The 26018-nt window shown below is 58.0% G+C and carries 29 protein-coding genes and 2 tRNA genes; 11 read left to right on the top strand and 20 right to left on the bottom strand.

The window, feature by feature from the left end; translation table 11 throughout:
- Positions 1-123: 123 nt before the first annotated feature.
- Positions 124-200: transfer RNA gene (locus BFP96_RS04985), tRNA-Met, on the bottom strand.
- A gap of 224 nt (positions 201-424) precedes the next feature.
- A complete protein-coding gene (locus BFP96_RS04980; RefSeq protein WP_065888063.1) occupies positions 425-976 on the bottom strand; it encodes an RNA polymerase sigma factor in 552 nt (183 codons plus the stop codon).
- Between the two features lie 265 nt (positions 977-1241).
- Between BFP96_RS04980 and BFP96_RS04975 the strand changes: the two genes are divergently transcribed.
- The 11 genes from BFP96_RS04975 to sctU are packed head-to-tail and all read left to right on the top strand — an operon-like array spanning position 1242 to position 11388.
- Positions 1242-2306: an HrpJ domain-containing protein gene (locus BFP96_RS04975; protein ID WP_065935746.1), complete on the top strand. Its 1065-nt coding sequence runs from the start codon at positions 1242-1244 to the stop codon at positions 2304-2306.
- Entirely contained in the window at positions 2303-4396 is a 2094-nt protein-coding gene (gene sctV, locus BFP96_RS04970) for a type III secretion system export apparatus subunit SctV (RefSeq protein ID WP_065935745.1), read from the top strand. Before BFP96_RS04975 ends, sctV begins: the two co-directional genes overlap by 4 nt.
- 37 nt (positions 4397-4433) lie before the next feature.
- Positions 4434-5333, top strand: a complete 900-nt coding sequence (locus tag BFP96_RS04965) for an FHA domain-containing protein (protein ID WP_170827525.1) — start codon at positions 4434-4436, stop codon at positions 5331-5333.
- On the top strand, positions 5330-6688 hold the full coding sequence (locus BFP96_RS04960) for a FliI/YscN family ATPase (protein ID WP_065935744.1): 1359 nt from the start codon (positions 5330-5332) through the stop codon (positions 6686-6688). The genes BFP96_RS04965 and BFP96_RS04960 overlap by 4 nt, the downstream gene beginning before the upstream one ends.
- A complete protein-coding gene (locus BFP96_RS04955) occupies positions 6675-7103 on the top strand; it encodes a type III secretion system stalk subunit SctO (RefSeq protein ID WP_065935743.1) in 429 nt (142 codons plus the stop codon). The genes BFP96_RS04960 and BFP96_RS04955 overlap by 14 nt, the downstream gene beginning before the upstream one ends.
- On the top strand, positions 7100-7564 hold the full coding sequence (locus tag BFP96_RS04950) for a type III secretion system HrpP C-terminal domain-containing protein (protein ID WP_065935742.1): 465 nt from the start codon (positions 7100-7102) through the stop codon (positions 7562-7564). Before BFP96_RS04955 ends, BFP96_RS04950 begins: the two co-directional genes overlap by 4 nt.
- Positions 7561-8574 (top strand): FliM/FliN family flagellar motor switch protein, encoded by a 1014-nt coding sequence (locus BFP96_RS04945; RefSeq protein WP_065935741.1) that lies wholly within the window; start codon positions 7561-7563, stop codon positions 8572-8574. Before BFP96_RS04950 ends, BFP96_RS04945 begins: the two co-directional genes overlap by 4 nt.
- Positions 8571-9224: a type III secretion system export apparatus subunit SctR gene (gene sctR, locus BFP96_RS04940; protein ID WP_065888056.1), complete on the top strand. Its 654-nt coding sequence runs from the start codon at positions 8571-8573 to the stop codon at positions 9222-9224. Before BFP96_RS04945 ends, sctR begins: the two co-directional genes overlap by 4 nt.
- A gap of 7 nt (positions 9225-9231) precedes the next feature.
- Positions 9232-9495, top strand: coding sequence for a type III secretion system export apparatus subunit SctS (gene sctS / locus BFP96_RS04935; RefSeq protein WP_065891736.1), 264 nt, complete (start codon positions 9232-9234; stop codon positions 9493-9495).
- 10 nt (positions 9496-9505) lie between these two features.
- On the top strand, positions 9506-10294 hold the full coding sequence (gene sctT / locus BFP96_RS04930) for a type III secretion system export apparatus subunit SctT (RefSeq protein WP_065935740.1): 789 nt from the start codon (positions 9506-9508) through the stop codon (positions 10292-10294).
- Positions 10291-11388 carry a type III secretion system export apparatus subunit SctU gene (gene sctU, locus BFP96_RS04925; RefSeq protein ID WP_065891734.1) on the top strand — a complete coding sequence of 366 codons (1098 nt, stop codon included), beginning with the start codon at positions 10291-10293 and terminating at the stop codon, positions 11386-11388. Before sctT ends, sctU begins: the two co-directional genes overlap by 4 nt.
- On the opposite strand, the gene BFP96_RS04920 is transcribed toward sctU, so the two are convergent.
- From BFP96_RS04920 to BFP96_RS04835, 18 genes are all read right to left on the bottom strand, one after another.
- A complete protein-coding gene (locus BFP96_RS04920) occupies positions 11389-11739 on the bottom strand; it encodes a transcriptional regulator (protein WP_065891733.1) in 351 nt (116 codons plus the stop codon). It abuts the gene before it with no gap.
- Positions 11740-11750: 11 nt separating this feature from the next.
- Positions 11751-11954: an HrpT family type III secretion system protein gene (gene hrpT, locus BFP96_RS04915; RefSeq protein WP_065888051.1), complete on the bottom strand. Its 204-nt coding sequence runs from the start codon at positions 11952-11954 to the stop codon at positions 11751-11753.
- Positions 11951-14092: a type III secretion system outer membrane ring subunit SctC gene (gene sctC, locus BFP96_RS04910; protein ID WP_065935739.1), complete on the bottom strand. Its 2142-nt coding sequence runs from the start codon at positions 14090-14092 to the stop codon at positions 11951-11953. The genes hrpT and sctC overlap by 4 nt, the downstream gene beginning before the upstream one ends.
- Positions 14085-14498, bottom strand: coding sequence for a hypothetical protein (locus BFP96_RS28825; protein ID WP_083203197.1), 414 nt, complete (start codon positions 14496-14498; stop codon positions 14085-14087). The genes sctC and BFP96_RS28825 overlap by 8 nt, the downstream gene beginning before the upstream one ends.
- The gene (locus BFP96_RS04905) at positions 14499-14717 is read right to left on the bottom strand and encodes a hypothetical protein (protein WP_065891731.1); all 219 of its coding nucleotides are present in this window, start codon (positions 14715-14717) and stop codon (positions 14499-14501) included.
- Positions 14718-14755: 38 nt separating this feature from the next.
- Positions 14756-15403 carry a type III secretion system stator protein SctL gene (gene sctL / locus BFP96_RS04900; RefSeq protein ID WP_065935738.1) on the bottom strand — a complete coding sequence of 216 codons (648 nt, stop codon included), beginning with the start codon at positions 15401-15403 and terminating at the stop codon, positions 14756-14758.
- Between the two features lie 552 nt (positions 15404-15955).
- Positions 15956-16762 (bottom strand): type III secretion system inner membrane ring lipoprotein SctJ, encoded by an 807-nt coding sequence (gene sctJ / locus BFP96_RS04890; protein WP_065891728.1) that lies wholly within the window; start codon positions 16760-16762, stop codon positions 15956-15958.
- A gap of 6 nt (positions 16763-16768) precedes the next feature.
- Positions 16769-17122, bottom strand: a complete 354-nt coding sequence (locus BFP96_RS31695) for an EscI/YscI/HrpB family type III secretion system inner rod protein (RefSeq protein ID WP_122462764.1) — start codon at positions 17120-17122, stop codon at positions 16769-16771.
- Positions 17123-17236: 114 nt separating this feature from the next.
- Entirely contained in the window at positions 17237-17437 is a 201-nt protein-coding gene (locus tag BFP96_RS04880) for a hypothetical protein (RefSeq protein ID WP_065888045.1), read from the bottom strand.
- A gap of 176 nt (positions 17438-17613) precedes the next feature.
- On the bottom strand, positions 17614-18540 hold the full coding sequence (locus BFP96_RS04875; protein ID WP_065891726.1) for a sigma 54-interacting transcriptional regulator: 927 nt from the start codon (positions 18538-18540) through the stop codon (positions 17614-17616).
- A gap of 391 nt (positions 18541-18931) precedes the next feature.
- Complete coding sequence (ychF, locus tag BFP96_RS04870; RefSeq protein ID WP_065891725.1) at positions 18932-20032, bottom strand: redox-regulated ATPase YchF; 1101 nt, start codon at positions 20030-20032, stop codon at positions 18932-18934.
- Positions 20033-20053: 21 nt separating this feature from the next.
- Entirely contained in the window at positions 20054-20638 is a 585-nt protein-coding gene (gene pth / locus BFP96_RS04865; protein ID WP_003188350.1) for an aminoacyl-tRNA hydrolase, read from the bottom strand.
- A 167-nt stretch (positions 20639-20805) separates the two neighbouring features.
- Positions 20806-21408: a 50S ribosomal protein L25/general stress protein Ctc gene (locus BFP96_RS04860; protein WP_065888041.1), complete on the bottom strand. Its 603-nt coding sequence runs from the start codon at positions 21406-21408 to the stop codon at positions 20806-20808.
- 136 nt (positions 21409-21544) lie between these two features.
- Positions 21545-22486, bottom strand: coding sequence for a ribose-phosphate pyrophosphokinase (locus tag BFP96_RS04855; protein ID WP_003208392.1), 942 nt, complete (start codon positions 22484-22486; stop codon positions 21545-21547).
- 46 nt (positions 22487-22532) lie between these two features.
- A tRNA-Gln gene (locus BFP96_RS04850) sits at positions 22533-22607 on the bottom strand.
- Positions 22608-22644: 37 nt separating this feature from the next.
- Entirely contained in the window at positions 22645-23448 is an 804-nt protein-coding gene (gene ispE / locus BFP96_RS04845; protein WP_256548792.1) for a 4-(cytidine 5'-diphospho)-2-C-methyl-D-erythritol kinase, read from the bottom strand.
- Positions 23449-23497: 49 nt separating this feature from the next.
- Positions 23498-24115, bottom strand: a complete 618-nt coding sequence (gene lolB, locus BFP96_RS04840) for a lipoprotein insertase outer membrane protein LolB (RefSeq protein WP_065891723.1) — start codon at positions 24113-24115, stop codon at positions 23498-23500.
- Between the two features lie 4 nt (positions 24116-24119).
- Entirely contained in the window at positions 24120-25844 is a 1725-nt protein-coding gene (locus BFP96_RS04835; RefSeq protein WP_065891722.1) for a tetratricopeptide repeat protein, read from the bottom strand.
- Positions 25845-26018 lie beyond the last annotated feature (174 nt).

Here is a 26018-nt window from a genome sequence, read left to right as displayed (position 1 = left end):
AGGATACACGGAGGGAAGGTATGGAGGGATACAAGGAGATATAGCCAGAAACAAGAAAGCCCGCACTAGGCGGGCTTCTTGAGGTGGTTTAGAGACTCACGTAGACATCTGTAAACCGGTACTTGGTGGCTACACAGGGACTTGAACCCCGGACCCCAGCATTATGAATGCTATGCTCTAACCAACTGAGCTATGTAGCCAAGTGGCGCGCATTATTCGCGTAGAACGGGAATGCGTCAAGGGCTTTTGTTAAGTTTTTTTCTACGCTTTCAACTGTTTAACGAAAAACAGGCTAAATGGCGACGAGTGGCGGGGTGAATGGCGGGGGGCTTTTCAGGCTGCGGTCTTTTGCCGCCGCTTACGTAAAGCGTCGGTCGAGTTGGGCAGATATCCTTTTCGCCCAACGTTTTTTTATAGCGGGGGCTTACGGCTGCGGCGGGTTGTGGGTCACGCGTTTAAGTTGTTCGCGCGCCCGTGACAAGCGTGAGCGTACGGTGCCGATGGGAATGTCCAGCGCATCGGCGGTGTCCTGATAGCTGCCATCGGTCTCGAGCGAGGCGTATAGCGTCTTGCGCATTTCCACCGGCAGGTGGTCGATGGCGTTCAGGGTTTTTTCCAGGCGTCGGTTGACTTCAAATTCCCAATCCAGGCTGTTGCGTTCCTCCTGACCATGCCACAACGATTCATCGAACTCGCAATGCACGGGTTTGGCATACATGCGCCTGAAGTGGTTGCGGATCAAATTCTGAGCGATCCCGCACATCCAGGTGCTGAGCGTGGCCTGGCCGCTGAAACGTTCTCGGTTGCGCCATGCTTCCAGATAGGTCAGTTGCAGCAGGTCGTCCGCATCTTCGGGGTTGAGCACGCGTTTATGAATGAAGCGTCGCAGTTTCTTTTGCTGGTCGTCCGTCAGTTGAACCATGAACTGAGGCGAACTGCCGACGAGGTGAGCGAGATCACCAATAGGTATTTTCATGTTGTTTTTCCTCCGGAAAGGCTCGATCGAAATGGTTTCGATAGGAACCCCTTTTGCACTGGCTGTGCCAAACGGGAAAAACGCATAACTAGTTGATTTATATAAATATATATTCTTGCTCGTACAGCTGTTTGTGCCGTAACTTGCAAAAGGTTCGATGTGGATGTGCAAGTATTTTCATGCCCATTGGCTTGAAACGTTTTGATGGAACTGGACCGCAGCGGCTTGCCACATAGGGACACAAACTTCCCATTCTGGCCCGCCCATGAAAGTCGAATCCTTCAACGATGTGCAGCAGATCCAACCCCTGGACAAGCCCAGTGTCAGCACTGTCGAAGCGCCAAGCCGTTCGCTGGCCCTGGATGACATTGCGCAGATTTTCGCCGAAGAAGTGACACTTAATGCGCAAGCCCTGGGCCTGCGATCCATTGGCGCGAAAGTTTCGCCTGTGGCGGAGTTCGTGCATCTGTATGAGCAACTGGGTCACCCTGGCCAAACCACGCTGGAAACCATTGTTCGCCGGCTTCGGTTCGAGTTGCTGCGCAAGCCCACGGTCGAAAAACTGGTCAGCCTTGCCGGCAGTGATCCCGCTCGTGCCTTCGTGGTGCTTGGGCTTATCGCCAGCGAAGCGAAGACCAATGGATTGAGGATCGAAGAGGACTTGGCACGCGGCGCGCTCAGAGAGCTCAAGCGTGATTTCGGCGGCCCGATCCAGGCAGGTCTGAATATCGCCCTGGCGTTGAAACAAGCCAGCGCCGACCCGCAGGAGCGTCAGGACGTGCGTGCGCTCTATTACGCCTCTGTGGTCGTGCGCCAATCCTTGGCGTTGATGCTGCAAACGCTGTTGAAAATGTACGGCCCGACGGAGTTTTCCAGGGGCGTCGGCCTGATGACTCAGGCGCTGAACGGTGATATCGCAGCCCACACACAGTCTGTGCCCACGGAAAAATTGCGCCTCCTGCTCAAAGGGTTGGGCGAGTGTCGCGAGTTGCGCTCGGTGCTGGGCAACTGCGAGGCGTTGATCCAGCGCCTTAACGTTGAACAGAATGCGGTGGATCTGTTGCAGCGTTTTCTGGGCTACGCCAGTACCGGCATCGATTCGGCCGAGGTGCAAAGGCTGGCCAGTGAATTTGGCGGCACGCTGCTTGCCGCCCGGCTGCGTTCGCTCAACGAATTGTCCAGGGAGATAAAGGCCCTGCCCCTGGCCTGGTGGCTTGATGCTCAATCCCAGGCCAGCGCCGTGAAAGCCTTCAAGGACGTGATGCTTGAGTGGGCCCGCGAAGAACGCGGTCCCCTGAAATTCCCCGGCGAGACGAGGACGTACGGGTGACACTGCTGTCATCGATCAATGGCGTGCTGCTCAAGGTGGCGCGGCGCGCCGAAGTGCTCGGCGCGGTGGTGGTCATGGCCATCGTGTTTATCTTCATTGTGCCGTTGCCCACCTGGCTGGTGGACATCCTGATCGCGTTGAATATCTGTATTTCCTGCCTGTTGATCGTACTGGCGCTCTACCTGCCGGGGCCGTTGGCGTTCTCGTCGTTCCCATCGATCCTGCTGCTGACCACCATGTTTCGCCTGGCGTTGTCGATTGCCACCACGCGTTTGATCCTGCTGGAGCAGGACGCGGGTGACATTGTGGAAGCGTTCGGTAATTTCGTGGTGGGCGGCAATCTGGCGGTGGGCCTGGTGATCTTCATGATCCTGACCATCGTCAACTTCCTGGTGATCACCAAGGGGTCGGAGCGGGTCGCTGAAGTGGCCGCCCGCTTCAGTCTGGATGCGATGCCGGGCAAGCAGATGTCGATCGACAGTGACCTGCGCGCCGGGCTGATCGACGGTGCACAGGCGCGGGACAAACGTGAGCAGCTATCGCGCGAAAGCCAGTTGTTCGGGGCCATGGACGGCGCCATGAAGTTCGTCAAGGGCGACGCCATTGCTGGTTTGATCATCGTGGTCATCAACCTGCTCGGGGGCTTCTCGACCGGGATGTTCCAGCACGGCATGAGCGCAGGCGAGTCGATCGCGCTGTATTCGGTGCTGACCATCGGTGACGGCCTGATCGCGCAGATTCCCGCACTGCTGATCTCCCTCACGGCCGGCATGATCATCACCCGCGTGGCGCCGGACGGGCGCAAGGGCGTCAGCAACATGGGCGCCGAAATTGCCCGGCAAATGACCAGCGAGCCCAAGAGCTGGATGATCGCGTCGGTGGGCATGCTGGCCTTTGCCACGCTCCCCGGCATGCCCACCGTGGTGTTCATTCTGATTTCGATGATCACCGGTGCCCTGGGCTACTACCTCATGCGCCAACGTCAGCGCGAGGAGGCCCCTGCGGCGTCGGACGAGAAAGCGGTGCGTCCGGAAGAGAACGGCAGTGAAGACTTGCGTGGCTTCGACCCGTCACGGCCGTATCTGCTGCAATTCAACAGTCAGATGTTCGGGGCCCCGGAGGTCATCGACATCGTGCAAAAAATTCGGCAGGCCCGAAATGCGCTGGTTGCCAATATCGGCTTGACGCTGCCGCCGTTCGAAGCCGAGTTCAGTGAGTCACTGGCTGTCGATGAGATGCGCTTTTGCGTGCATGAAGTCCCGGTCGTGACGGCCACTTTCAGTGACCGTGTCGCGGTCGAGTACGCCGCCCTCGCGCAGCCTCCGGACCGGGGCGAAAGGGGGCTGCCTGAACGGGACGAGGCCGATTGGCTGTGGCTCAGCCCTGATGATCCGTTGCTCGACGATCCGCAGGTCGAGCGTTTCAGTGCCCACAGTCTGGTCATCGAACGCATGAAGCGGGCGATGTTGCTCAGCGGGCCACGGTTTCTTGGCATCCAGGAAAGCAAGTCGATCCTCAGCTGGCTTGAACACAACCAGCCGGAACTGGTGCAGGAACTGCAACGCATCATGCCGCTTTCACGTTTCTCTTCAGTGCTGCAGCGCCTGGCGGCCGAGGGCGTGCCATTGCGTGCCGTACGGTTGATCGTCGAATCGCTGATCGAGTACGGCCAGCATGAGCGCGAGCCGGATGCCCTGGCCGATTACGCCCGTATCGCGCTCAAGTCGCAGATATTTCACCAGTACAGCGAAGCCGATGGCCTGCACGCGTGGCTGCTGTCGCCGCACACCGAGAACATCCTGCGCGAAGCCTTGCGTCAAACCCAGAGCGGCGTGTTTTTCGCCCTCGATAACGACAGCAGTGCTGCCCTGGTCGGCCTGCTCAACCAGGCGTTTGCACTGCGGCCGAAAACCAAAAGTGTGCTGCTCGTGGCCCAGGACCTGCGCAGTCCCTTGCGCGCGCTGTTGTTGGATGAATTCAACCATGTGCCGGTGATGTCATTCGCCGAGCTGGGGAGCAATTCCAAGGTAAAGGTCCTGGGCCGATTCGACCTGGGTCAGGACGAGCTGCTGCGCGGGGCCGTGGCATGAACCCTTTATTGATATGCCCGCCGAGGGTCGCCCCATGATGTTCGAGCTGCGAGTGCTGGATGGCTTGCACCAGGGCGCCGCGCTGCCGTTATTTGGCGAGCAGTGGAGCCTGGGCGCCAACCCGGACGCTGATCTGTTGTTGAGCGATCCCGAGGTCGTCGAGCATCACGCACGTTTGCGCTTGGCCAATGATCGTTGGTCGGTGCAGGCCGAAGCCGGACTCATCAAAGACAGCGATGGGCAGGTGTTGGCGCAGATCGGCGAGCTGGCGCTGAACACGGTCTTCTTGATCGGCTCCGTTCGCTTGTGTGTCAGCCTTGCCGATCAGCCCTGGCCTCCGGCGCCCGTGGCTGTACCGCCGTCTTCCGAGCCTGGGGGGCAGGCCCCGCTGGCGTTGAAACTGTCATCGATTCCATCGTCCCAACAAAAGCGTTTGCTCAGCCTGGCCCTCGCGTTTGCCGTGCTCATGGCGGCGGTCGGCATTATTTTCAGTGGAGAGCGCAATGCTCAGGCATCGCTGATGCCGCCAGTGATTCAAAAGCCTGAACTGGCCTCGCCGTTCGAGGTGCGCCAGCAGTTGTTGAAGATGCTCAACGATCGGGAATTAAGCCAGCGGATCACTTTGCAAGTGATCAATGGGCAAGTTGCGCTCAGTGGGGACGTTTCACAGGACGATGTGGATCTGGTCGCGCGCATGCTCAGCCGTTTTGGCGAGCAGTTCGATAGCGCAGTACCGGTGATCAGTCGTGTGCGCGTGCGGGATGGAGCCCTGCCCTTCAAAATCGTGCAGATCGTGGGCGGGCCCAATGGTCACGTGGTTCTGGAGGAGGGCAGCCGACTTTTTGTCGGTGATGAAGTGGACGGCTTGCGCCTGGTGCTGATCGACAACAGCAAGGTGGTCTTCGATGGCGTACAGCGTTATGAGGTGCGCTGGTGAACGCGCAGTTGCAAGCGCGCCTCGACGCCTGGCAGGAACGCCAGGCGCGCTCGTTGGCCAGTTTCTCGCCTGTAACAATGCGGGGCCGAATCCAGCGCGTAAACGGCATGTTGCTGCAATGCCGGCTGCCTCAGGCGCGCATCGGTGATTTGTGTCAGGTGGAAAAGAACCCAGGCGACTACATGCTGGCGGAGATCATCGGGTTCGATCAACAGGACGCCGTGCTCAGTGCCTTGGGCAACCTTGAAGGCGTGCAGGTGGGGGCCGGCGTGGAGCGTCTTGGGGTCTCGCATCGGGTGCAGGTCAGCGCGGCATTGCTGGGACAGGTGCTGGATGGTTTCGGCCGGCCGATCACGGGAGAAGGTGTCAGTGCGTTTGTCCAGACGCACGTGTCTGACTCAAGCGCAGTGTTGTGCGAGGCACCGTTGCCCACCGAGCGACCACGCATCAACCGCGCGCTCGCCACCGGGGTGCGTTCGATCGACGGCTTGCTGACGCTGGGCGAAGGCCAGCGAGTAGGCCTGTTCGCCGGGGCAGGCTGCGGCAAGACCACACTATTGGCCGAGATCGCCCGTAACGTTGATTGCGATGTCATCGTGTTCGGCCTGATTGGCGAGCGGGGCCGGGAGCTGCGTGAATTCCTCGATCATGAACTCGACGAGCAACTGCGCGCCAAAGCGGTACTGGTGTGTGCAACGTCCGATCGTTCCAGCATGGAGCGGGCACGTGCAGCCTTTACGGCCACCGCGTTGGCTGAAGGTTTTCGGCGCAAGGGCAAACGGGTATTACTGCTGATTGACTCCCTGACCCGTTTCGCCCGCGCCCAGCGTGAAATCGGCCTGGCCGCCGGCGAACCCCTCGGGCGCGGCGGCCTGCCGCCGTCGGTGTACAGTCTGTTGCCGCGCCTTGTAGAGCGCGCCGGGTTGACCCGCGAGGGTGTGATCACTGCGATTTATACCGTACTGATCGAGCAGGACTCCATGAACGATCCGGTAGCCGACGAAGTTCGCTCGCTCCTCGACGGGCATATCGTACTGTCCCGTAAGTTGGCCGAGCGTGGGCACTATCCGGCGGTGGATGTACTGGCCAGCCTTTCGCGAATCCTGAGCAACGTCGCCGAGCCTGCGGATATCCAGGCAGGTACGGCGTTGCGACGGTTGCTGTCGGCCTATCAGCAGATCGAACTGATGCTCAAGCTGGGCGAATACCAGCCTGGCAGCGATGCGCTGACTGACCTCGCCGTGGACAGTCGCCAGGCTGTCGATGGTTTTTTGCGCCAGGACTTGCGTGAGCCCGCACCGATGGAAACCACGCTGAGACACCTCAAGGAGCTGACCGCCGATGTCCCATTCTGACGTGCTGCTCGGTGAAGTCGAGACGCTGCGTCGCCTGCGCCGACACCGGGCTGACCGGGCCGAGCGGGCGCTGCGTGAAGCGAAGCGGGCCCAGCTGGCTCTACTTGCGCATATCCAGCAGGCTCAGGATGCGCTTGAGCGAACCCGGCAGGAGGAGGCGCAGCAGAGTGCTCAATTGCTCAACCAGCACCAGGGGCAGGTTATTACCTTGCAGGCCCTGAAATCCTGGGGAAGACAGGAGCGTTCATTGTCTGCCAATACCCAGCGCGAAATGGGGCAGCTAGAGGCATTGAGGGGGCAGCGCGAAGAAAAGCAAGCCAGCGTCGGCAGTGCCCAGAAACAGGTCACTGAATGCCTGCGGCAGGTTGAAAAGCTCCAGGAATTATCCCTTTTACTGGCGCAGGAGCCGACATGACCCAGGTTTCTGATAAACCCGCTGAACGTCCACGCCTGCGTGAAACACGAGAGGATCGTGAGTCGGGAACCGTAGGCGTGGCGCCTGCGGAGTTGACGCGGTTGTTTGCTCAGCTGTGGACTGATGCAGGTGACGGTGAGGGTTCTGGTGCGAAGGCCTCACTGTCGGCGCCGCAGAGTTCAGGCAGTGCGGCCATGATCGAGGCGCTCACCGAACAACTGGTGCCTCGTATGCAAGCCGTCTCGCAGTGGCCGCTTCAAGCCACGTTGTATTTGCCTCGTCTGGGACGAATCAACGCCCGCGTGCGCCGCGAACAGGGCGCCTGGAGTATCGACCTGGAGGCGCAGGAGGATGCGACGGCGCGTTGGCTCAGCGGCGTGCGCAAACCCTGTGAAGATCAGCTCGCAGCGGCGCTGGGGCAACCGGTCAGCCTGCACCTGTCCACTGTCGGCTGCGCATGATAATGCGGCCGCTGAGTTTGCGTTCGGTCAAGAGCGACACGGTGGCGGCGCGTCATCAACTGGGCCGTGGCCTCTGCCTGCCGTTTCAGGTGGGCGGGCAACGGGGGCAATTAAGACTCGAACCGGGCCGTGCTCCCGTGACGGGTGAGGTCATGTGCTTTGAAACCTCGTGTGGTGTGCTGGCGCTCGCTGAAGCGGCGCCGTTGCTCAGCCTGTTGGGTGAATGCCCGGTGACATTGGCCCCGTCCGGCAATGATCCGGACTCCTGGTTCTGGGCGCTGTTCCAGCATCACCTGAGTCCTCAGATAAGAGCGCTGCTGGGTTATGTGCGGTTGCTGGAGGCCCCGCGGCCCAAGGCATTTGGCTGCCGACTCACTGTGGCGCTGGGGGCGGCCCGGGTCGAGGGCTATGTGTGGCTGCTCCCCGAAAGCTTCCTGGCGCTGTGCGACGCCGGGCCGTGGCGTACCACGGCCGGGCCGCTGCCGCCGGCGTTTCCATTGGTCATTGCGGTGACCCTCGGGCGTTTGCAGTTGCCCATTGAGCAAGCCCGCAGCCTGGGGGCCGGTGATGTGGTGCTGCTTGAGCAGACGTTTTTTCGTGCCCAGGGAGATGGCTACCTACAGGTGGGTACTCAGCGTTTGCATGGATGCATCGACGATAACAGCGGGCCGTTGTGCCTGACCCTTACTTCAATCGAGGACGCGTCTGTGGACGAAGAATTCATAACCCCCCACTATCCTGGGGACGAGGAGGGCGAGCCCGTGGTGGATGTGTTCGGCCACGAACCGTTCGATGAGCTGAGCATGGCACTGAACGTGCGCTGCGGCACGCTGAACCTGACCCTGGGCGAGTTGCGCAACCTCGCGCCCGGTGCGGTGCTGGGCATTGCCGGTTATGCGCCGGGGATGGCGGGTCTCTATTACGGTGATCGGCCGATTGGCCAGGGCCAGTTGGTGGAAGTCGACGGGCGCCTGGGTTTGCAGCTGTCCCGTGTGATGTTCGGGCGATGACATTTCAGGGGATAGATCCCCTCGTCCTGGCTGTATTCGTCGCCGCGTTGTCGCTGATGCCCATGCTGTTGATCATCTGCACATCGTTCTTGAAGATCGTCATTGTGTTGATGATCACCCGCAATGCCATCGGCGTTCAGCAGGTGCCGCCGAGCATGGCCGTCAACGGCATCGCGCTGGCGGCCACGCTGTTCATCATGGCGCCGGTCGGTTTCGACATCGCCGAGACCGTCAAGGTCACCCCTCTGGACACGAGCAGCTTGACGATGTTTCTACAGACAGGGCATGAGGCCATCCAGCCGTTGCGCGCATTCATGCTGCGTAACGTGGACCCCGACGTGCTGACGCATCTGCTGGAAAATACGGCGCGCCTGTGGCCTCCAAAAATGGCGCAAGAGGTACAGCGCGAAGACCTGATCCTGGTGATCCCGGCATTTGTGCTGTCGCAACTGCAGGCGGGGTTCGAGATCGGCTTCCTGATCTATATTCCCTTCATCGTCATCGACCTGATTGTCTCCAACCTGCTGCTCGCGCTTGGCATGCAAATGGTCTCGCCGATGACCATCTCACTGCCGCTCAAACTGCTGTTGTTCGTTATGGTGTCCGGTTGGTCGCGCCTGCTGGACAGCCTGTTTCTTTCCTATCTCTGAGCGGCTTATGGAACCGATCGTACTGTTCAAGCAAGGCATGTTGCTGGTCGTGGTGTTGTCTGCGCCGCCATTGATTGTGGCGGTGGTGGTGGGTGTCATGACGTCGCTCGTACAGGCGCTGATGCAGATCCAGGACCAGACGTTGCCTTTTGGTATCAAGCTAGTGGCGGTGGGAATCACGCTGATCATGACCGGGCGCTGGATTGGCGTGGAGCTGATCCAGCTGATTAATCTGACCTTCGACATGATCGGCCGCTCGGCCCTGAACTGAGGTATCGCCAGTGCTGTTGTATCTTGAGTACCTGCCCAGCCTGCTCATCGGGATGGCGCGTATTTATCCCTGCGCCCTCTTTGTGGCCGCGTTCTGTTTTCAACATATACGCGGCAGGCTTCGGGCCACCATTGTGATGGTCATGGCGCTGATGCCGGCGCCGGGTATCCATGCGGCGTTGGAAGGGCGGGATTACTCGGCGTTGGTATTGGGCGGGCTGGTGCTCAAGGAAGTTGCCCTGGGATTGTTGCTGGGGGTGCTGCTGTCCATGCCGTTCTGGTTGTTCGAGGCGGTGGGAGCGTTGCTGGACAACCAGCGTGGCGCTTTGGCCGGTGGCCAACTCAACCCTTCGCTGGGGCCGGATGCCACGCCGATGGGGCATTTATTCAAGCAACTGGCGATCTTCCTGCTGATGACTACCCTGGGGTTGGGCGCGTTGACCCAGTTGATCTGGGACAGCTACCTTATCTGGCCTCCCACCGTGTGGTTCCCGCTGCCAGCGGCGAATGGCATGAGCCTGTTTGTCGACCTGCTGGGCGACACCTTCACGCACATGATGCTCTATGCCGCCCCCTTTATCGCGGTGTTGCTGTTGCTGGAATTCGGCATCGCGCTTTTGGGGGTCTACAGTCAGCAGCTGCAAGTCAGTACGTTGGCGCCACCGGTCAAATGCCTGGCAGGCGTCGGTGTTCTGCTGCTCTACTTTGCGCTGCTGCAGGACCTGATCGTCGGACGCATGGGCCTGCTGGGCGACCTTAAACACTCGCTCGGATTTTTGTTCAAGGTGCCGTTGTCATGAGCGACTCGGGCGAAAAAAAACACCCGGCGTCAGCCAAGAAGCTGCGCGACCAACGCAAGAAAGGCCAGGTCGCGCAAAGTCAGGATATTGCAAAGTTGCTGGTGCTGACGGCCATCAGCGAGATTGCTCTATTCACCGCCGAGACCAGCCTGCAACGTTTCCAGCAATTGATCCTGCTGCCGATGTCGCGCCTGTCTCAGCCCTTTACGCGAACGTTGGAAGAAGTCCTGTTCGAAGGCCTGGTGGTGTTTTTCTCATTCGCCCTGTTGATGATCGGCGTTGCGATTACCACGAAGCTGGTCAGCAGTTGGATGCAGTTCGGCATGCTGTTTGCGCCCGAGGCCTTGAAGTTGGATTTCAATCGACTCAATCCGCTCAGCCAGGTCAAGCAGATGTTCTCTGCCCAGCAGTTGATGAACCTGTTGATGAGTGTCGCCAAGGCCTGCTTCATTTCGCTGATCCTGTATGTGGTGATCCGCCCTTCATTGGGTACGTTGATCAACCTGGCCAACAGTGATCTGCAGAGTTACATCCTGGCGTTGATTGCGTTATTCCGCCACCTGCTGCATGTGTGCCTCGGCATGTTGCTGGTGCTGGCGCTCATCGACCTGGTGCTGGTGAAGCACTTTTTTGCCAAGCGTATGCGTATGACCCAGGTGGAGGTCGTAAAAGAGTACAAGGACATGGAGGGCGACCCTCACGTCAAGGGCCAGCGGCGTTCGCTGGCTTATCAACTGGCGCAGGAGGAGCCGAAGGTCAAGCTGCCCAAGCTGGAGGAGTCCGACATGCTGGTGGTCAACCCGACACACTTCGCTGTCGCCCTGTATTACCGCCCGGGTAAAACCCCGCTGCCCTTGCTGGTCAGCAAGGGCACGGATACCGAAGCCCGCAAGCTGATCCTGCGCGCCAAGGCAGCCGACGTTCCGGTGATCCAGTGCGTATGGCTGGCCCGCACGCTTTACACGAAAAAGCTGGGGGCCAGCATCCCCCGCGAAACCTTGCAGGCGGTGGCACTCATCTACCGTACTCTGCGCGAGCTGGATGATGACGCCAAGCGTGAAACCCTTGAGTTGCCGGAGCTTGAGCGGCGTTGATCAGCGGTTTGAGACCCTGTCCAGGGCTTGCAGATTGGCCAGTGACAGCATCCGGCTGAGGATACTGTCGAGCGCGCTGTTTGTTGCGGGCAGCGCGTGCCAGATTACCAGGGCGTCCTGAGCGTCGAGGTAGACAAAACAGCCATTGAACGCCAGTGCCTGCTCAAAACGCCGCTCCAACACACGCTGCAGTTGCCCGGCCTGCACGGCTTCGCAAGCCACCTGCAGGGCCAGCCCCGGCCGCGTTCCTACCTGCAGCGCGCAGACCTTGATCCCGGGCGCCAGTGGCAAGTGAGCGGCATTGCCGCTCACCAGAGAGTCCAGGAATACCTGGCGTTGATCGTCGGGCATGGGTTGAGGCCTCAGCGTTCCAGCGATACCGTCTGGTAATCCGACCGCTCGCCGGCGGGGCCGGGCTCGACACGCATCTGCGGTGGCCACCAGATCACCATCTTGTCCTTGGTCGATTGCGGGCGCGAGCATGAATCACCTTTGCAGGTGGGAACGCAGCCGGTGATGAGCATCGCTGCGCCGATCAGGGTCATGTACAAGAGTCTGAGTTTCATGGCGTAGCCTTCTGGGCAGGAGTAATCAAGGAAGGGCGCGGCACACTGAGGTGTTCGTCCTTCACCACGGGACGCATGGCGATAAAGACTTCGGCCTCTTCACCCGGCTTGAGCCAGGCGTGCGGCCACACGGTGACCGCCAGGGTCTGCGAGTTGCTGCATTCCTTTTCGTCGATACGTACATTGCGTTTGAACTGATTGCGCAGCACCACGACCGCCACGTTGTACTCCGGGCCGGCGAACCACTGGCTGCGTTCGGTATTGAGTGCCAGCAGGTCACGGGTGCTGCACAAGGTGTTGAGCCCCAGCGGCATCGGCGCTGCTTTGAAGGCCTTGGGCACTTCCCCGCTGACCAGGCGTGCCAGGGTACTGATGATGTCACTGCGCTTGATCACCGGCTCATGGGGGGAATAGCGCCTAGCCAGTGGCGTGAGTGCGGCTTGCAATTCGGCCTGGTCGGCCTGCGGCAGATAGCGCGACGGGTCGTCCTGGTCGCCGATGACCCGCGGTGTGAGGATAAACAAGCGTTCACGCCGGTTGTTCTTGCGTTCGGTCGACGAAAACAGCGCCTTGCCCAACAGCGGAATATCCCCCAGCACAGGGATCTTGTTTTGTTTGTCGGCACTCTCGGTGACATGGAAACCGCCGACAACCAGCGAACGCTTTTCCTGTATCACGGCCTGGGTGCTGACCTTGCCTCGGCGTACGTCAAGGTGGTCAGGGTTGCGGTCAGGGTTGCTCTCGTCGAAATTACCGTCTTCTATATCCACCGCCAGATGGAGCTGGTTGACGCCGCGGCTGGTGGTGACCCTGGGCACGACCTGAAGACTGGTGCCCACGGTAACGGGCAAGATGGTTACGTAATCTCTGCCGGGGGTGAGGTATTGGGTGCGGTTGAAGTCGATCACCGCCGGTTGGTTTTCCAGCGTCAGCACCGAAGGGTTCGAAACCATGGTCGCCAGCCCCTTGGCTTCCAGTGCGCGGATATCAGCGTAGAAACGGTCACGGTTTCCGATCGACAGCTGCGACGAGCTGCCCGGCGCCATGTTCACGCCGCCCCGAAAGCGGCTGTTCTGGAAGCCCCAGTTCACGCCGAATTCGCGCAATTGCGTGCGCTCGATATCGAGAATGATTGCATCGATCTCGATCAGCTTGCGCGCAACGTCAAGCTGAGTGATCAGCTCACGGTACATGCCCTGGCGTTCCGGCGAGTCATAGATCAACACGGCGTTATTACGTACATCGGCTTCGACGCGTATACGGCTGTTGGACACCGGGGCGCGCGGGGTCAACGTCGGCCCCGGGTCCAACTGCCCTGGATTGCCATTGGCGCCGAACATTTGCCCCAGCAGCGGATTGGCCAACCGAGGTACGTTGGGTGTGAGAGGGGTTGGTTGGGACGTAGGGCGTTGGCTCGGTCCAGAGAGCGACGAGGTGGACCGGGGTTCCAATAGCTGCCGCAAAATCGTGGCAACCCCGGGGACGATGAGCTTCTCGCCGCGGTAATCCACATGACGGTCCGCCGCATTGGCAAACTTCAACGGATAATTCAGCACGCTCTGCTTTTCATCCGGCGAGCGGCGTTGGCTGCTGAACTGCTTGATCTGTTCGATATAGCGTTTGGGGCCGGAAACCAGCACCACTCCGTCCTCCGGCAGCTCTCCCCAGCCGAAACGGCTATCGAGCAGGCCGATATCGGTCAGCGCCTGCTTGAGATCTGAAATCGTCTCTGACGAGACCTCCAGGCGTGCGGACTCCTGTTGATCCAGGGTGCTGATGTAAAGGGTGTTGTTGTAGAGGTACCATTGAAAACGGTGCTCGACGCCCAGCCTGTCCAGCATGGATTGCGGGGTGTTAGCGCGGATCTTGCCGTTGACGTCCCCCTCCAGCAGGCCCTCGATCTGCAGTTGCGCGCCAAAGGTCTGGGCGAAGTCTTCGAGTACCTCGCGCAGAGGTTTGTGTTCGGCCTCGTAGGCGTAGGCGGTGTTTTTCCATTCGGCGGGGATGGCGGCAAAGGCACTTTGTACCGGGGCGAGCAAGCAGGCGAGCGCGAGCAGGCATGCCAGTTGCGGACGTCTGGATGAAGTTTCAGACAGGTTGGGGCCCAAGCTGGTGTGCTTGTAAATGTTGTTATACATAGGTGTTTCCCTGATTACGCAACAACGAACGTAGCGAAGTAGGTCTGAGTGGCTGGGCCGGCTTGTTCAGGCGTGCAAAGGTGGCACGCCAGGTATCGCGTTGGTTGAGCAGAGATTCGATACTGCGCTGCAAATCCTGCTCGTCGCAGGGCTTATACAAGCAATGAATCAACCAGAGTTCACCACTGGCTGGGCATTGAGCGAGCGCACCCTGATAGTGAGCCAGGCTGATCGCTCCCTGTCGCATCCAAGTTGCCAGCGTTGATTTATTCGGCGCTTGATGGGTCAGTTGAGCACTTAGCAGTATGGCGTCGGAACAGTGACGTAAGATAATTTCGTCATCGCTCTCGAATAAACTGAGTTCCCCGGAGCCACTCTTCAAATACTCGGCAAGTGATTTTTTCACTTACTGTGCGCTGTCCAGGCCGGACTTAAGTAACATGAAATTTACGCGGGTTTGCTCATTGACGAGATATTCGGCTTTACGCTGTTTTGCGATAAGTTCGTAAAAAAAAGCGGTGTCTTCTTCTGAACCTGAAAAGTTTTCGGCTGCATAGTTTACTTCCCTGTCAACGAATTTTGCGTCTCTAACAAGCTTGTCTTTAAGGCCATCGAAAAAGTTCATGTGAAATGCCTTTGTGGGTGTGTACTCCTTTATGGCTTTTATTTCGAAATGGTTCCATTTGTAGCTATATATATGTCATGAAATGTGTCCCTGCCGCTTTCTACCGGGAGGCTTTCATCGTTTTTCATGACGGCGTTGACCATGGATATCCAGTCAATACGAAAATCCCCCTCGTCGGTATTCAATATCAGCGTTTGAGGCTTGATCGTATTATCCGCGCGTAGCGTCCAGTGAACATTACCGCCGCTGTCGAGGTATTGCCTCACTGTCTCAAGTTCATGTGGATGACAAACCAGTGTCGCCTTAATCGCAGGAATATGGCAGGCCAGCAGTTGCTTGATCAGGGCTCCAATCCGTTGTATGTGGGGCGTTTCTTCAAGCAAGAGCTGAATAGTCTGGTTGGCAATTGAAGTGGCGTAGTGTTCGAGGTTGTCACACAAGGCCTTGCGCTCGGCTTCCCAGCGCTTGAGCTGGGCATCGGCACGCTGCCATATTTCAAGCCCCGCCTTTTCAAGCAGGTTTTTGCGTTGTTCGTGTGCCTCTCTCAGCAATTGTTTGGCCCCAGCCTTTGCCTGCTCTATCACGTCGCCGGCCTGGGTATAACTTGCCAGGGCTTCGCGGGAGATCAGGCTTCCCGCCAAGGGGGGCGCTCCGCCAGGTGAGTTGATTGTGCGCCGACATAACATTGTTAATCTCCTTGCGTCCATGATTCGTAAGCGCCGTCGCTGTGGCTTGGCGCACCTATTCGCCAGACCACTGCATGCCAGAGGGTATCGAGACGGCTACGCGAGCCATTGAGCATCAGGGGCTTTTCTTCCAAAAAAAGCACACGCTGGCGAGGGAAACGCAGTCTGATCCGTTGCCAGGTAGCAGCGGTTATCCATGTGCGTAGCAACCGCAGTGGGTCATTATCAGCCTGCATGATATCCAGGGGCAGAGCCTTGGACAGGCTTTTACACCACAGGAGATGGTGCTCATCCAACGCCGTTGCACTGGCAGGACGGCAGATCCCATCAACCAGTGCCAGCCCCAGGTCCAGCTGGGCTGCTGGAGCAATTACGAGTTGAAGTAAGGCTGGGTCGGGCATGGGGGGCAGGCAGGGAGCGACACCGTAATGCGTGCCTGTGACTACCAGCCCGCTGCGATGAAGTTCTACAAGCGTTGTATATATATCTGTGCTTTTCCAGTCGTCATGTGCATATAACCAAGGGGCCGCCCACCACTGGGTCCATGCGAGATTACTCATTGCTTGAGTGAACAGACGCGTCAAGGGATGGCCCATGTGTACGAGCCGGCGTCATACGTTGCTTTCGCCTCTGCCAGAACATGCCTGCCGACACTATGAATACCAGAGCGAGCAACGAGACAGTCACACTGGTTTGCCAAAAACCCAGGTCATCCCCCGGAACCAGAAACGGCCCGAAGTAAACCAAACGTTGTTGCTCCAGGTAGGCTGTCGCAGGTACGAACACAACTGTTATTTTTTGCGGGTTATCGACCGCCGTGGCCATACCCGGAATGCTACTGGCAACCATCCTGCGAACACGTGCCCTGATGTTGTCGGGGTCGAGCCGCGGATCATGTTTGATGAACACCGACGCGGAGGCGGGTTGCACAGGTTCTCCTGGAGCAACGCGTTCGGGTAGAACTACATGTACTCGGGCCACGATAACGCCATCAATGTTCGATAAAGTGGTTTCCAGTTCTTGGGACAAGGCATAGATATAGCGTGCTCTTTCTTCCAGCGGCGTGGAGATCACGCCTTCTTTACGAAAGGTGTCGCCCAACGTAGCGCGTGCTGTTCGAGGGAGCCCCACGGCCTCCAGCGTTCGTACGGCGCGCGCAATATCGGTGACATTGACGACCACGATAACGCCATCTTTTGCGGGAACCTTCGTGGCACGAATATGTTTGTCGGCCAGCTCCGCTATAACTTCATTGGCCTCTTGTTCCGTTAATTGGCGGTGAAGCTCGACACGGTCGCTGCAGGCGCTCAGTAGAAGTGCGAAAGACAGTGTTAAGACAGTAAGCAACGTGCGATTCATGTTTACCTACTGGAGGTTACTGATTTTATCGATGCTCTGAGCGGTTTTACCAACGCACTTCGTCAACATATGCTGAAGCAGCACTGCATTGGAAAGTTGGTGCGGGTATTTTCGAGCCTCTATAGATTTATCTTTGCTAGCCAATGCGCGCAGGCTCCTGCTCATGCGATGGGTCAAGGAGTTCAGCGTGTCTGTTGCCTCGGATAACAGGTTCTGTGAATGTGCAGGGCTGGGAGTACTCGCCACTGGTGAGGGGAGCATCATTGAGTTAAAAAAATCTACATCCGAGCTTAAGTCGGGCGTGTCATGCGTCGTTTGAAGTGTACCGAGACCCTTGTCGCGTATGCTTTCTACGATCATACAACTCCCCTTACTCCAAGCTATGAGTAAACTTATTCGTCGTTGGCAATGACGTTATTGCGTTTGAAGTGACTGTCCCGATGCTGCGCGCCGGGACAGTGTATAGGCATTACTTTATGACAGTCGGATAGTATCGGTGACGCCTTTTTTACCGTTGGTCTTTTCCGCTTCTGCTTTTTCCATCGCGGTTTCTATGCCATCCCTCCGCTTTTTAGCGTCAATTTGCTTAAAGGCCGCTTGTGCGTCCGCGTCAGATAGTCCGCCGCCGTAGCCGCCGAACGAGGAGGAACCATAGGGGTTAATTGGGGAAGTCATATTTTTCTCCGTACATAACGTTAGTTTCACTGAACTCGGCGATGCCTGGGTAGTCCGGAACCCCGCCAAAGCCGTTCCATAATTTATGTGGTTCAAAAAATTTATACGTTCCATGCACATTTAGCGGTGGATTTTTAATATGTAACTTTTTTATACCGGGCGCACGACGGGTGCTCTCAGCTCAGCGATACACCCAAATGTTTCATCCGGTGATAGAGCGTTCTTTTCGCCACCCCCAACTCTGTCGCCACACTGTCGACACAATGGCTGTTTTGACGAAGGGACTGCTCGATCAGCGACTTCTCCATCTGGTGCAGGCGGGCTTTCAGGCTCATTTCTATTGTCTGCCGGCTGGTCACGTTCGTTGAGAGTGGCGGCAGGCCCAATACAAAACGCTTCGCCGTAGATCGCAGCTCGCGGACATTGCCGTTCCAGGGGTGACACAGCAACTGTTGTAACAAGTGGCTGCTGGGAGAGGGAGGGTAGACGAGTTTGAAGTGATCAGCTTCTTGCTCAATCATGTCGAGGAACATAGGGATGATTCTCTCTCGCCGATCCCGTAAGGACGGGAGGTGGATGCTGACGACATTCAAGCGAAAGTAGAGGTCGCGCCTAAAGGTGCCTTGCTCGACCATCTCATGCAGGGCGCGTTGGGCAGATGCTATGACGCGCATATCCACTGGGATGAACCGGGTCGAGCCCAAACGCTCGACTCCACGAGATTCCAACACGCGTAACAGCTTGGCTTGCAGCGTCAGCGGCATGCTGTCGATTTCATCGAGATACAAGGTGCCCAGATGGGCCGCTTCAACGAATCCAGCCCGGGATTGCATGGCCCCCGTATAAGCGCCGCTGTTTACGCCGAACAACTGGCTTTCGGCAAGGCTTTCCGGAATGGCGGCGCAGTTAACGGCAATGAAGTTCCCCTTACGATGGGACAAGTGATGAATATGTTGCGCCAGCGTATCTTTACCAGTCCCTGTTTCTCCCAGCAGCAGAATATCTATATCGAGAGCGGCTGTGTTGCTTACAGTCGTTTCGATGCTCGGGTAATCAGAGAAGTTGATGTCTGCTATAAGACTATTCTGATTGAGCGTCGACATATTGATTTTCTCCAACGCGGTGGCCGCAGAATGAGGGCTCTTTCCATATGAACTCAGTTAAACAGGATTTTTTTGGAGTGTCATGAGCTAGTTAGGACGTTGAATAGCGCGCGGGATCTACGTTGCAGGTAATAAAAAAAAGTTCAAGTCTTACTGGGCGAGTTTGGCCGCTTTAAGTGTAGGGCGAGGCTTAACGTTGCAGGGAATTATTTTAAAGAAGCGTTTTTGCACTAAGATTTGTGATCGGATAGTTTCAATTGGATTTTTAAAATTTATGAGCAAATTTCTCATTCATGGAATTTTTAATCTTATCGTTAGCGAAATTCAGTCGCCCACAAAAAAGCCGATGCAATGCATCGGCTGTAGGTGCGGTATAAACCGCAGGTAACCTTTACACGTTGAAGCGGAAATGCATCACATCGCCATCTTTAACGATGTATTCCTTGCCTTCCAAGCGCCACTTACCCGCTTCCTTGGCGCCTGCTTCGCCCTTGTACTGGATGAAGTCGTTGTAAGCGATCACTTCAGCACGGATAAAGCCTTTCTCAAAGTCGGTGTGAATCACGCCGGCGGCCTGTGGCGCCGTGGCACCGACCTTGACGGTCCAGGCGCGGACTTCTTCAACACCGGCAGTGAAGTAGGTCTGCAGATTGAGCATCTCGTAGCCGGCACGGATCACGCGGTTCAGGCCAGGCTCTTCCAGGCCCAGGGCCTCAAGGAACATGTCCTTTTCTTCGCCGTCATCGAGTTCGGCGATTTCCGCTTCGATCTTGTTGCACACCGGGACCACGATGGCACCTTCTTCGTCGGCGATGGCCTTGACCACGTCGAGCAGCGGGTTGTTCTCGAAGCCGTCTTCAGCGACGTTGGCGATGTACATCACAGGTTTGGTGGTCAGCAGGTGGAAACCCTTGATCACGGCCTTCTCGTCGGTGCCCATGCTCTTCATCAGGCTGCGCGCAGGCTTGCCTTCGGTGAAGTGAGCGATCAGCTGTTCCAGCAGGCCTTTCTGAACCACTGCATCCTTGTCGCCGCCCTTGGCGTTGCGCGCAACTTTCTGCAGTTGCTTCTCGCAGCTGTCGAGGTCGGCGAAGATCAGTTCCAGGTCGATGATTTCGATGTCGCGTTTCGGGTCGACGCTGTTGGAAACGTGAATCACGTTCTCGTCTTCAAAGCAGCGGACCACATGGGCGATGGCATCGGTTTCGCGAATGTTGGCCAAAAACTTGTTGCCCAGGCCTTCACCTTTAGACGCGCCGGCGACCAGGCCGGCGATGTCGACGAATTCCATGGTGGTCGGCAGGATGCGCTTTGGGTTGACGATCGCTGCCAGCGCGTCCAGGCGTGGGTCCGGCATCGGCACGATACCGCTGTTGGGCTCGATGGTGCAGAAGGGAAAGTTTTCCGCCGCAATACCGGACTTGGTCAGGGCGTTGAACAGGGTGGATTTGCCGACGTTGGGCAGGCCGACGATGCCGCAATTGAATCCCATGGTGTTTCCCCTCGGTAAAAGTCAGGCCTTCTGGCTGTGCAGGTTTTTCATCGCACGGTTCCATTCACCGGCGAAGATATCCGGCAGCACGCCGAGGGCAAAATCGATGCTGGCATCGAGTTTTTCCTGTTCGGCGCGTGGCGCACGACCCAGGACGAAATTTGAAACCATACTGGCAACGCCTGGGTGGCCGATGCCGAGCCGCAGACGGTAGAAATTATTCTGATTACCCAGCTGCGCGATGATGTCGCGCAGACCATTGTGCCCGCCATGCCCGCCGCCCAACTTGAGCTTGGCAACGCCGGGTGGCAGGTCCAGTTCGTCATGGGCCACCAGGATTTCCTCAGGCTTGATCCGGAAAAATCCCGCAAGTGCCGCGACGGCCTGGCCGCTGCGGTTCATGTACGTGGTGGGAATCAGCAGACGAACATCCTGACCCTGGTGCGAAAAGCGCCCGGTCAGGCCAAAATATTTGCGATCGGCCACAAGATTGATGCCTTGGGCGTGGGCGATACGCTCAACAAAAAGGGCCCCCGCGTTATGCCGGGTCTGTTCGTATTCGGCGCCTGGATTTCCCAGGCCAACGATCAGTTTAATGGCAGTCACGACAGGGGCCCTTCCTTTGGAGTTGTGGATAACATCGCCAGACCAGCGTGCGGCGAAAGTGGACAACATTACATCATTTACTCAAGAGTAAACGCCGCGTTATCGCCCGCTTTCTCGCTACGTTTCGGTCCGCGATGTTTCCTCAAGCTCCTTCGTTACAGAGCGTATTACTCTGCAGCGGGTTCTTCAGCTTCATCTTCAGCTACAACACGTGGCGCGTGGACGTTGGCAACAGCCTTGTCGTCGTTGTGAGCCAGTGCAACGAACTCAACGCCTTTAGGCGCCTTGAGGTCGGAGAGGTGAATGATGGTGCCGATTTCAGCGTTCGACAGGTCGACTTCGATGAACTCAGGCAGATCTTTCGGCAGGCAGCTGACTTCGATCTCGGTGGTGGTGTGGGAAACAACACCGCCTTTCTTGACCGGAGCTTCTTCACCCACAAAGTGCACAGGCACGATAGCGGTCAGTTTCTGGCCAGCTACAACGCGAACGAAGTCAGCGTGCATGATGAACTGCTTGGAAGGGTGACGCTGCATCGCTTTAACGATCACGTTCTGCTTGGCGCCATCGACGTTCAGTTCGATAACGTGGCTGTAGGCCGCTTCGTTTTCGAACAGCTTGGCGATTTCCTTGGCCAGAATGGTCACGGATTCAGCAGGCTTGTTACCACCGTAGACAACGGCTGGGATGTTGGCGGCGTGACGCAGGCGGCGGCTCGCACCTTTCCCCAGGTCAGTACGCGCTTGGGCGTTCAGAGTAAAATCGTTCATGTTGTATCTCCAAAATAGCCATCATCGAGGGGCGTTTGCGACCAGCGCCGAACTCGATATGGGCAAAAAAGCCCCGCCCCAGCGGAATGCTGGGGCGGGGCGCTTTTCGTCAGTGGATGGTCCGCAGGTCTGACCCTTAGCGGAACATCGCGCTGATCGATTCTTCGTTACTGATGCGGCGAACCGCTTCGGCAACTACCGGTGCGATATCCAGTTGACGGATACGCGAACAGGCTTGAGCTGCAGCGGACAACGGGATGGTGTTAGTCACCACCAGTTCGTCCAGCATGGAGTTCTCGATGTTTTCGATCGCTCGGCCCGACAGCACAGGGTGTGTGCAGTAGGCGAAGACTTTTGCGGCACCGTGCTCTTTCAAGGCTTTCGCCGCGTGGCACAGGGTGCCGGCGGTGTCGACCATGTCATCAACCAGAATACAGGTACGCCCTTCGACATCACCGATGATATGCATCACTTCAGAGTGATTGGCTTTCTCACGGCGTTTGTCGATGATACCGAGGTCCACGCCCAGGGATTTGGCAACTGCTCGTGCACGCACGACGCCACCAATGTCCGGGGACACGATCATCAGGTTTTCAAAGCGCTGGTCTTCGATGTCATCCACCAGAACGGGGGAGCCGTAGATGTTATCTACTGGAATATCGAAGAATCCCTGGATCTGGTCAGCGTGCAGGTCAACCGTGAGCACACGGTCGATACCTACCACGGTCAGCATGTCAGCAACGACTTTCGCGCTGATGGCCACACGTGCGGAACGCGGACGGCGATCCTGACGGGCATAACCAAAGTAAGGGATTACAGCTGTGATTCGAGTCGCTGAGGAGCGGCGGAAGGCATCAGCCATCACGACGAGTTCCATCAGGTTATCGTTGGTCGGAGCGCAGGTCGGCTGGATAATGAAGACGTCTTTACCGCGGACATTTTCATTGATCTCGGCTGTAATTTCGCCGTCGGAGAATTTACCGACAGAGATGTCACCGAGAGGGATATGCAGCTGACGTACGACACGTCGAGCCAGATCGGGGTTGGCATTCCCCGTAAAGACCATCATCTTGGACACGCGCAGTACCTAGAGGCTGAGGGTAACCTGGATGAGTATTAGAAAATGGCAGGGGCGGCTGGATTCGAACCAACGCATGGCAGGATCAAAACCTGCTGCCTTACCGCTTGGCGACGCCCCTGTATCTGTTGCAACGAGTGCCTAACACTCGATTCCTTTTAGAGCAGATTTTGCAGCTTGCGATGCAACATCGAAACGTTGCTTCCCTTTGCTACAAACCCTGTAAGGGTCTCTGTAAGAAGGGCCGAGACTTTATCAGCTTCAGCTTTGCTTGGGAAGCCCCCAAACACACAACTTCCAGTTCCGGTTAATTTTGCTTCGGTAAATTTACCTAACAAATTCAAAGCGTTACGTACCTCTGGATAACGCCTTGCTACAACCGGTAAGCAGTCATTTCGACTGTTTCCCTTGGGAACGGGGCGCACTTTAATGGGAGAAGAGTTACGTGTCAACAACGGATCTGAAAAAATTTCTGCTGTACTTACAGATACTTGCGGCACAAGCACGAGATACCACGGCTCTTCGGGGTCTACAGGGGTCAGTTTCTCCCCCACACCCTCGGCAAATGCGGCATGCCCACGCACGAAAACCGGGACGTCGGCACCGAGCGTCAGGCCCAGCGCGGCCAGGCGATCCTGGTCCCAGCCCAGCTGCCACACGTGGTTGAGCCCGAGCAATGTCGTGGCGGCATTTGAGCTGCCGCCGCCGATGCCGCCGCCCATGGGCAGGATTTTATCGATCCAGATATCAATGCCGAGTGAGCAGCCCGATTGCTGCTGAAGATTTTTCGCCGCTTTCACGATCAGGTTGCTGTCGTGGGGCACGCCTGCAAATTCGGTGTGCAGCTTGATCACGCCATCGTCACGCACGGCGAACGTCAGTTCATCGCCGTAGTCGAGAAATTGAAACAGCGTCTGCAACTCGTGGTAGCCGTCTTCACGGCGACCAAGGATGTGCAGCATCAGATTGAGTTTGGCGGGGGAGGGCAGCGTGAGTTTTGCGACTGTCACGTTATTGCCCCAGCTTGCGCGGTTGCCAGTCCTTGATCACCAGCGTGACGTCAAGGTCGGTGCCGTGCAGTTTGATGCGCTCGGGCAGCCAGTAACCGTTCTGTTGCACGTAGCTCAGGTACTCGACCTGCCAGCCATCCTGTTCCAGGGAGGCCAGGCGACTGTCGCCATTGAGGCTCAAGCGGCTTTTGCTGTCCGGCGCCGGGAGTCCGCGCACCCACCACACCAGGTGCGAGACCGGCAGTTTCCAGCCGATCTGCTGCTCCAGCAGTTCTTCCGGGGAGGTCGCTTCGTAGCGGCCCTGGTTGGCCACTTCAAGGCTCACTTGCCCGGGGCGCCCGGTCAAGCGGGCCGCACCGCGACCCAGCGGGCCGGAGAGGCGAATATCGTAGTAATCCTGGCGCTGCAGCCAGAACAAGGTGCCGCTGCCGGAATCCTTTGGCGCGCGCACCCCGACCTTGCCTTCGATCTGCCAGCCGTCGATGCTGCTGAGCTGGTCCTTGTGCTGTTGCCATTGTGCCGGGTTGCCCTGGCCTTCAACGGATTCGCGGGAACCAAAACCCGCGCAACCGGCGAGCAGGGCGATGAAACTGAAAACGATAACGTGGCGCAAAAACATAAGCTTATAGGGTCTCGGATCCGGTCAGGCGCTTGATGGTGCTGCGCAGGATAGGGCTTTCGGGTTGTTCCTTGAGGAATTTTGCCCAGATCTGTCGCGCTTCGCGTTGCTTGCCGTTGGCCCACAACACTTCGCCCAGGTGAGCGGCGACTTCATGGTCGGGGAAGCGCTCCAGGGCCTGGCGCAGCAAGCGCTCGGCCTCGTCGAGGTTGCCCAGGCGATAATTGACCCAGCCCAGGCTGTCGAGCACGGCCGGGTCTTCCGGGTTGAGCTTGTGGGCCTGTTCGATCAGCACCTTGGCTTCGGCGTAGCGCGTGGTGCGGTCGGACAAGGTGTACCCCAGGGCGTTGAGGGCCATGGCGTTGTCCGGGTCGCGCTTGATGATCAGGCGCAGGTCTTTTTCCATCTGCGCCAGGTCATTGCGTTTTTCCGCCTGCATGGCGCGGGTGTAGAGCAGGTTCAGGTCGTCGGGGTATTGCAGCAACGCCTGTTGCAGCAATTTCCAGGCGCGTTCGCCCTGTTTGTTGGCCGACAAGGTTTCGGCCTGGATCAGGTACAGCTGGATCGCGTAGTCCGGTTCGGCATCGCGGGCGGCAGCCAGGCGTTTCTCCGCTTCGTCCGTACGGCCGTTGCTGATCAGGATATCGGCCTGGCGCAACTGGGCCGGCAGGTAGTCATTGCCCGGGCCGACCTGGGCGTACTCAAGCAGAGCCGCTTGCGGGTCGTTGCGCTCTTCAGCGATGCGGCCCAGGTTCAGGTGCGCCGAATCGACATGGCTTTCGCGTGCGACCAGCTCCTCCAAGTAGCCCTTGGCCTCGTCCCAGGCCTTGGCTTCCAGGCACACCAGTGCGAGGGAGTAGCGCAGTTCGTCGTCGTCCGGGTACTGCTGGACCAGGTTGGCGAACTGCACTTTGGCGTCTTCCATGCGGTCCTGCTCTACCAGCATCCGCGCATAAGTCAGGCGCAGGCGCTTGTCGTCCGGATACTTCTTGATACTTTTTTCCAGCAGCGGAATCGCTTCCTTGCCGCGGTTGAGGTTCTGCAGCAGGCGTGCGCGCAGCAGGATCGGTGCGATTTCACCGTCTTCCGGCGGGTTCTGCTCCAGCAGCTTGAGGGCGGCGTCGGCTTCATCGTCCTGTTGCAGCAACAGCGCTTTGCCGAAAATCAGCTGGCTGTTCTTCGGATGCTTTTGCAGCAGGCGGTCGAAACTCTTCATCAGGCCATTGCGCGTGTCCGGGTCGGTATCGGCAGCCGACAGCGCCAGGAAGTCGAAATGCGTGTCGCCCTTGCCCTGCAAGACTTTTTCCATGTAGACCATGGAGTCGTCATAGCGCCCGGCGCGTGCCAACTGCACGGCGGCTGCACGTTGAGCCTCCAAGTCGTCCGGGGCGTTTTTCGCCCAGATCAACGAGGCGTCCAGCGCGGCCTGGTCGGCCCCCAGGTACTCGGCGATGCGAAACGCGCGCTCCGAGATACCGGGGTCCTGAGTATTGATGGCCTGGGTGACGTAGTTGTCCAGCGCAATATCGAAGCGATTACGCTGGCCGGCCAGTTCTGCGGTCAGCAGGCTGTAGACCGTTTCTTCGCTGAACGAGGAATAAACCTTGGGCTTTTCAGGGACGGGGGTGCTGTCTTCCACCGGCTGTGCAGCGTCCGGCGGCACGGGTGCCATGGCCTGGCAGCCGCTGAGGAAGACAAAAGCAAGGAGCAACGCGGAAGATCTATTCATATAGGAAGAGGACGACTAACCTGCGGTCGGATCATCATGACACAAGCCTTCGGCCAAACATAACCGGGGCACTCGGAATACGACTATTGCTGCCTTTTGCCTTTCCTTTGTAGGAGCGAGCTTGCTCGCGAAAAACCTGAGAGCGCCGCTGAGCTCCAGGCTTCCCGCGTTATC

The organism is Pseudomonas sp. 34 E 7 (assembly GCF_900005715.1).
GTDB lineage: Bacteria > Pseudomonadota > Gammaproteobacteria > Pseudomonadales > Pseudomonadaceae > Aquipseudomonas > Aquipseudomonas orientalis_A.
This window is presented reverse-complemented; position numbering and strand designations above follow the sequence as displayed.